Raw genomic sequence first — 7,875 nt, forward strand, 5'->3', positions numbered from 1 at the left:
GCGTCCATGATGCCGGCGCTGTCGATCTGCGGCATGCGCTGGTCCAGCCTGTCGGCAACCTCATCCAGCCTGCGTTCGAGATCGCGGAACAGCATGTTGCCCTGTTCGATGGCGTCACCCTGGCGGCGTTCCATCATGCTCGACAGCACGTCGAAGCGCTGCTCCAGCCCATGGAAGATGTAGTCGGCGTCAGGCATGGCTGGTGCCTGGTCGATCTTGTCAGCGATGAGTGCAATCTGCTTGGCCAGGCGCTCCATCGCCTGCTCCGGCAGATTGGCGCGGCCGGCGAGTTCGTCAACCCGGCCCGACAGCGTGCTTAACCGGTCCATGACCGCGTTGCCTGGACGATCCTGCGCCACTTCCTCGATCTGGCTGGCAAGTGAGTCGATCCGCCTCTCGATGCGCTCGAAAGCCTCGTGGTCGAATGAATTGGCTTGCGCGGCGACCGTGGATGCGACGATGGCGCGGGAAATCTCGTCCAGCCGCTCGTCGATCATGCCAAGCGTGTCGCTGCCGCGATTGTCCTGCTGGCTGGCCAAATGGTCGACGGCACCGGCAAGCGTGCGCACCTTCTCCTCCAACGAGCGCAGCGACAACGATTCCGGCAAATTGTTGACGGCATTGCTGATCTGCTCCAGCCGGGCGGTCAGAGCAGACAGGCCCGGGTCGTCCGAGCGCTTGCGCTGGTCGGCGTCGACGCGGTCTTCGAACGCCGTCCACCGGCGATCGAAATCGTCCCAGCGGCGGTCGACCTTCTGCACGCTCTCTTCGCGTGCCAGCGTTTCGAGTGCGGCTTTGACCTGTTCGAGTTCGAGCCGCAGCATGTTGACGCTTCTGTCGTCGCTCTTCTCGGCCAGTGTCTGGATGGCGCCCGAAAGCCGCTCGAACTCAAGGCCGAGTTCAGCACTGCCCTTGGCCGAAGCACCGGGCCTTGCCCCTGACTGGAAAGCCCGCTCGATGTCCTTGCGCAGCGCTTCGAATTCCCGCTGCAGGCCTGCGGTCATCTGGTGGCGCAATTCCTCGCGCATGCCGCGCAATTCGCCGGCGATCTTGCCGACCATGGCAACGCCGTCCTCCTGGCCGCGCACGCGATCAATGTCGCGGGCAATGGCCTGATAGTTCTGCTCGAAAGCGGCGGCTCCCTGAATCGGGCTCTTCGGTCGCGACGCGGGCTGCGGGTCCTCGTACCAGCGCTGCTGGCCAGCGGGCCGGGCCGCGGGATAGCGCGCATCGGCACCATATTGGCGTGGATCGGGTTGGCGGAGTTCGGGACGTGCCACCGGATCCTCGCGCGTCCGCTCCAGCCGCTGCTCCAGTGTCTCCAGCGACTGGTTCAACTGCTCGAGCGTGGTCTGCGGCCTGCGCTGCCTGCCGGCATTGAGTGTGTCGAGATAGGACCGCTTGCTGTTCATCGGTGCGTCCGTCTTTCAGAATGGCTGGCTCGCGGCCAGTTCCCCCAGGTCCCTATCGGAACGAAGGCGACCGGCGGCGATGCCGCGGCGGAAGACGAGCTTCCCGGGCTCTCGCCCGCGCTCCGAAAAACCGTGAAAAATTCGATACAGGATAAACACGGGTAGCCGACGCGCCCACATTTCCCCCAACGTGGTAAACAACGCGTTAACCAAACTTAAGAAATTGAAAGGATGCCGGCTGCCGGCCTGACGGTGCGGCATAAAGGGCGGCGCGCAGAACGCCCTTGCGTCATCATGCGGCAATCGGTATAGAATTGACGTAAACGTAAAAGGCGCATTGAGCGCATGTTTGCGATTTGTTTGTTGAAACCACGACTGGAAGCAGGCCCCCGCTTCCAGTCAGGCGACGCATGGTCCGAGACCGCGACGCCACCAGACGGGGAAAGCCAGTGACCATGAAGCTTATCTCGGCCGGCGAGACCGCGGCCAATACCAATATATCTGCCGAAACCGGCGAGGACCTCGTCCGCATCGGCGAGATGGCGAAAAAATATGGAGTGACGCTGCGCACGCTGCGTTTCTACGAAGACAAAGGCCTGCTCAACCCGCAGCGTGACGGGTCGACCCGTCTCTACACGCGCCGCGACAAGGCCCGCCTCAAGCTGATCCTGCTTGGCCGCAAGGTCGGGTTCTCGCTGCGTGACGTCAAGCAGATGATGGATCTCTACGATCCGACCGGTTCAAACACCAAGCAGCTCAAGCTCGCGCTGGACAAGTCGGAAAAGCAGCTTGCCCGCCTGCAGAAGCAAAGGGCGCTGATCGACGACGCCATCAACGAGCTGAGCGGCTCGATGTCGGCGGTGCGCCAGATGCTGAGCGAGCGTTCGGCGCCGCAGGCGAGCGCCGCCAGCTAAAACAAATCCGTTCGGATTTGCGGCAGACCAAGTCGTCTGCTGATTGTCTGAGTTCTGTCGAGCCGCGTGGCCTGCCACGCGGCTTTTCGTTGTCCTGGCCCACTCTCATGGCCTTTCGGCGCTGGCTTGCGCATCGTCGCGCCGCTACGCTCATTGCTCCAGTGGGCGGGGAATCTTGTCGCATCGAAAAAATTGACGTTTACGCAAACGTCAATTTTTGCTATCCCGCTCCCAATATGGGTCCGCATGCCGCCCCTGGCTTGTCTTCGGGGCATTCGGACCGGGTTTGCAGGGTGGAGAAAAAGCATGCCGACATACAGGGCTCCGGTCCAGGATACGCTGTTCGTGCTCAACGAGGTTCTGGGTTATCAGCGTTATTCGAACCTTCCCGGATTTGCCGACGCCACGCCCGATGTGCTCGAGGCGATCCTGGCCGAAGGCGCCAAGCTCGCCGAAAACGTCATGCATCCGCTGAACCGTGTCGGCGACATGGAAGGCTGTGTGCGTCACGACGATGGCTCGGTGACCACGCCGAAAGGCTTCAAGGAGGCGTTCGACCAGTATCGCGAAGGCGGCTGGATGGGGTTGGCCGCACCAGTCGAGTTCGGCGGCCAGGGCCTGCCCTATGCCGTGCATACCGCCGTCGCCGAATATATGGTCTCGGCCAATATGTCCTTGATGATGTATCCGGGCCTGACGCAAGGCGCGATCGCCGCGATCATCACCCACGGCACCGACGAGCAGAAGTCAACATGGTTGCCGAGGATGATCGAGGGTGCCTGGACCGGCACCATGAACCTGACCGAGCCGCATTGCGGCACGGATCTGGGCCTGTTGCGGACCAAGGCGGTGCCGAACGGCGATGGCACCTATAAAATTTCAGGCCAGAAGATCTTCATCTCGGCCGGCGAACACGACATGTCGGACAACATCGTCCATCTGGTACTGGCCCGCATCGAGGGTGCGCCGGAAGGCGTCAAGGGCATCTCTCTGTTCATCGTGCCGAAGCTCAAGCTCGACGCATCGGGCAATCCGGGCACCAGGAACACCGTCTCCTGCGGCTCGATCGAGGAGAAGATGGGCATCCATGGCAATTCGACCTGCGTCATGAACTATGACGAGGCTGAGGGCACGCTGCTCGGCGAGGCCAATGGCGGCCTGAAGGCGATGTTCACGATGATGAACGAGGCGCGCCTTGGTGTGGGCCTGCAGGGGCTGTCGCTGTCGGAGATCGCCTATCAGAACGCTGTCGGCTACGCCAAGGACCGTTTGCAGGGCCGCTCATTGTCGGGGCCGAAGGCGCCGGACAAGAAGGCCGACCCGATCATCGTCCATCCCGATATCCGCCGCAGCCTGATGACCATGAAGGCCTTCAACGAGGCCGGCCGCGCGCTGGCGCTGTGGACGGCGATCAAGTCCGACATTGCCCACCGCTCCGGCGACGACAAGGACCGCCAGGCCGCCGACGATTACACCGGCCTGATGACACCGGTGGTCAAGGGCGTGCTCACGGACAAGGGCTTCGACCACGCCGTCATGGCGCAGCAGGTGTTCGGCGGTCACGGTTATATCGAAGAGCACGGCATGAGCCAGTTCGTGCGCGATGCCCGCATCGCCATGATCTATGAAGGCGCCAACGGCATCCAGGCGCTCGACCTCGTCGGCCGTAAACTCGGCCTGAATGGCGGCCGCGCCGTGCAGGCCTTCTTCAAGGAGGTCGGTGAGTTCTGCGAGGAGAACCGCTCCGACGAGAAGATGGCGCCATTCACCAAGGCGCTGAAGAAAGGTCTCAACGATTTGCAGGCCGCCACCATGTGGCTGGTGCAGAACGGCATGGCCAAGCCCGACAATGCCGGTGCCGCCTCGACCGACTACATGCATCTCTTCGGCTTGGTCGCTCTGGGCTATATGTGGGCGCAGATGGCCAAGGTGGCACTTGGCAAGACGGACGCCAATGGCGCGCAATCTTTTTACGACAACAAGGTCGTGACGGGGCGCTTCTTCATGGAGCGGATCATGCCGGAGACGTCGGCGCATCTCGCCCGCATTTCGAGCGGCGCCGACACATTGATGGCACTGCCGGCGGAAGCGTTCTAAAGATGATCGGCGTCCTCCTCCCCCTTGAGGGGAGGGTGGCCCGAAGGGTCGGGAGGGGTCGCTGCGGCAGTGCGCCGGCCTCAGTTTCGATGATGCATGTCGGGAGGAGTATCATACCAGCATGACCAACCCAGCTGAAATCCTTGGCCTTCCGAAGCCCGCTTGGGCGGCGGACGAGGTCGGCATGCTCTACGACATGGCGCATCGCTTCATGTCGGAGGAGATCGCGCCGCGCTACGACGAGTTCGAGAAGAACGAGATGGTCGATCGTGAGAGCTGGCTGAAGGCAGGTTCCGCCGGCCTGCTCTGCGCCTCTATGCCGGAGGAATATGGCGGCTCCGGCGGCACCTTCGCGCATGAGAGCGCCATCATCGAGGCCATCGGCCATGTCGGCGTCGACGGTTTCGGCATCGGCCTGCACAATTCGATCGTCGCCCCTTACATCCTCCACTATGGCTCCGAGGAGCAGAAGAAGAAATGGCTGCCGAAACTGGCGACCGGCGAGCTGATCGGCGCCATCGCCATGACCGAGCCGGGCGCCGGCTCCGACCTGCAGGGCGTCAAGACGCGGGCGCAGAAGGATGGCAATCAGTACAAGATCAACGGCTCCAAGACCTTCATCACCAACGGCCAGCTTGCGAACTTCATCATCGTCGTCACCAAGACCGATCCGGAGAAGGGTGCCAAGGGCACCTCGCTGATCGTCGTCGAGACCGACGAGGTCGAAGGTTTTCAGCGCGGCCGTAACCTCGACAAGATCGGGCTCAAGGCCAACGACACGTCGGAGCTGTTCTTCAACGACATGCGCGTGCCGACCTCCAACCTGCTCGGCCATGAGGAAGGGCAGGGCTTCGTCCAGCTGATGCAGCAATTGCCGCAGGAGCGGCTGCAGATCGGCACCGGCGCCATTGCCATGATCGAGCGGGCGCTGGCGCTGACCATTGATTATGTCAAGGAACGCAAGGCGTTCGGCAAGGCGATCATCGATTTCCAGAACACCCAGTTCAAGCTGGCCGAACTCAAGACCGAGGCCACCGTCGGCCGCGTCTTCTACAATGATTGCGTCACCCGCCACATCGCCGGCGGCCTCGATCCTGTGACCGCGTCGATGGCCAAGTACTGGCTCAGCGACCTGCAGGGAAAAGTCGTCGACGAATGCCTTCAACTGCATGGCGGCTATGGCTACATGAATGAATACCCGATCGCCCGCATGTTCCGCGACGCCCGCGTCCAGCGCATCTACGGCGGCACCAACGAGATCATGAAATTGCTGATCGGCCGCTCTCTCTGAGAGCGACATCAGGCAAACCTAAGGAGCAAGCAAATGGCTGAAGCTTATGTCTATGACGCCGTGCGCACACCGCGCGGCAAGGGCAAGAAGGACGGATCGCTGCACGAGGTGCCGGCGGTGCGGCTTGCCGCCAAGACGCTTGAGGCGCTGCGCGATCGCAATGGGCTCGACACCGGCACTGTCGATGACATCATCTTCGGCTGCGTCGATCCGGTCGGCGAAGCCGGTTCGGTCATTCCGCGCGCCGCCGCCTTCGAGGCCGGCTACGACACCAAGGCGCCCGGCATGCAGATCTCACGCTTCTGCGCTTCCGGGCTCGACGCCATCAATTTCGGCGCCGCCAAGATCGCCCAGGGCGCCGATGAGATCGTCATTGCCGGCGGCGTCGAATCGATGTCGCGTGTCGGCATGGGCGCCTCGGGCGGCGCCTGGTTCATGGATCCTTCGGTCGGCCTGCCCGGCTGGTTCGTGCCGCAAGGCATCTCGGCCGACCTGATCGCCACCAAATACGGCTTCAGCAGAGACGACGTCGACGCCTATGCGGTCGAGAGCCAGAAGCGCGCCGCCAAATCCTGGGCCGATGGCCGCTTCAAGAATTCCGTCGTCCCGATCAAGGACCAGAACGGCCTGACCATCCTCGACCATGACGAACATATGCGCCCGTCGACCGACATGCAGTCGCTGGCCTCGCTCAACCCGTCCTTCGTCATGCCAGGCGAAATGGGCGGCTTCGATGCCGTCGCCGTGCAGAAGCATCCCGAGGTGGAAGAGGTCAATCACGTCCATCATGCCGGCAATTCGTCCGGCATCGTCGACGGCGCCGCCGCCGTGCTGCTCGGTTCGAAGAAAGCCGGCAAGGCGATGGGGCTGAAGCCGCGCGCGCGCATTCGTACCTTCGCCAACATCGGCTCCGAGCCGGTGCTGATGCTGACCGGCCCGGTCGACGTCACCGAGAAGCTGTTGAAGCGCGCCAAGATGAAGCTCTCGGACATCGACCTGTTCGAGCTCAACGAAGCCTTCGCTTCGGTGGTGCTGCGCTACATGCAGGCGTTCGACATCGATCACGACAGGATCAACGTCAATGGCGGCGCTATCGCCATGGGTCATCCGCTCGGCGCCACCGGCGCGATGATCTTCGGCACGGTGCTGGACGAACTCGAGCGCCGCGATCTCAACACGGCTCTGGTGACGCTGTGCATCGGCGCCGGCATGGGAACCGCAACCATCATCGAACGCGTCTGACGGGGAGAGAAACGATGAGCTACACCAATTTCACCCTCGACATCGACGCCGACGGCATTGCGCTGGTCACCTGGGACATGCCTGGCCGCTCGATGAACGTTTTCACCGAAGAGGCGATGCGAGAATTGAACGCCATTGTCGACAAGGTGGCTGGTGACGCCGCCATCAAGGGCGCCGTGATCACCTCCGGCAAGGACACCTTCTCCGGCGGTGCCGACATTACCCTGTTGCAGAAGATGCTGACGACCTTCGCCGCGGAAAAGGGCAAGGACGCCGAAAGGGCGACCAAGGCGCTGTTCGACAATGCCGGCATGATGACCGGCCTGTTCCGCAAGCTGGAAACTTGCGGAAAGCCGTGGGTGTCGGCGATCAACGGCACCTGCATGGGCGGCGCCTTCGAATTGTCGCTCGCCTGCCACGGCCGTGTCGCCGCCGATAGCGACAAGGTGAAGATGGCACTTCCCGAGGTGAAGATCGGCATCTTCCCGGGCGCCGGCGGCACCCAGCGCGTGCCGCGGCTGACCGATCAGCAGCAGGCGCTGCAGATGCTGACCTCGGGCCAGACACTGTCGCCGCAGAAGGCCAAGTCTATGGGCCTGATCCATGAGATCGCCGAGCCGGCCAGGCTCGTCGAGACCGCCAAGGCGATGATCAGGAATGGCCTGAAGCCGGTGGCGCCATGGGACGAGAAAGGTTTCAAGCTGCCCGGCGGCCAGATCTATTCGCCCGCCGGCTTCAATCTGTGGCCGCCGGCCATCGCCATCCTGCGTCGTGAGACTTACGGCAACTATCCGGCCGCCGCCGCGATCCTCAAATGCGTCTATGAAGGCCTGCTGGTGCCGTTCGACACCGGTTTGCGCATCGAGCAGCGCTATTTCACCGAGATCATGCAGACGAGGGAGGCGGCGGCCGGATAGCT

Annotated in this window: 4 protein-coding genes and 2 pseudogenes; 5 read left to right on the top strand and 1 reads right to left on the bottom strand. The window is 62.8% G+C overall.

The window, feature by feature from the left end; all coding sequences use genetic code 11:
* Positions 1 to 1,412: pseudogene (locus EN906_RS15195) on the bottom strand (peptidoglycan-binding protein); the annotation flags it as partial.
* A 455-nt stretch (positions 1,413 to 1,867) separates the two neighbouring features.
* On the opposite strand from EN906_RS15195, the gene EN906_RS15200 reads away from it, so the two are divergent.
* The 5 genes and pseudogenes from EN906_RS15200 to EN906_RS15220 all read left to right on the top strand — a co-directional run.
* Positions 1,868 to 2,326, top strand: a complete 459-nt coding sequence (locus tag EN906_RS15200; RefSeq protein WP_127270399.1) for a MerR family DNA-binding transcriptional regulator — start codon at positions 1,868 to 1,870, stop codon at positions 2,324 to 2,326.
* Between the two features lie 306 nt (positions 2,327 to 2,632).
* Complete coding sequence (locus EN906_RS15205; RefSeq protein WP_127270390.1) at positions 2,633 to 4,423, top strand: acyl-CoA dehydrogenase; 1,791 nt, start codon at positions 2,633 to 2,635, stop codon at positions 4,421 to 4,423.
* 121 nt (positions 4,424 to 4,544) lie between these two features.
* Positions 4,545 to 5,714, top strand: coding sequence for an acyl-CoA dehydrogenase family protein (locus EN906_RS15210; protein ID WP_127270389.1), 1,170 nt, complete (start codon positions 4,545 to 4,547; stop codon positions 5,712 to 5,714).
* 33 nt (positions 5,715 to 5,747) lie between these two features.
* Complete coding sequence (locus tag EN906_RS15215; protein ID WP_127268617.1) at positions 5,748 to 6,956, top strand: acetyl-CoA C-acetyltransferase; 1,209 nt, start codon at positions 5,748 to 5,750, stop codon at positions 6,954 to 6,956.
* Positions 6,957 to 6,970: 14 nt separating this feature from the next.
* Positions 6,971 to 7,867: pseudogene (locus EN906_RS15220) on the top strand (enoyl-CoA hydratase-related protein); the annotation flags it as partial.
* Positions 7,868 to 7,875: the final 8 nt, after the last annotated feature.

This window comes from Mesorhizobium sp. M7A.F.Ca.CA.004.06.1.1 (assembly GCF_003999135.1).
In the GTDB taxonomy this organism is placed as follows: Bacteria; Pseudomonadota; Alphaproteobacteria; order Rhizobiales; family Rhizobiaceae; genus Mesorhizobium.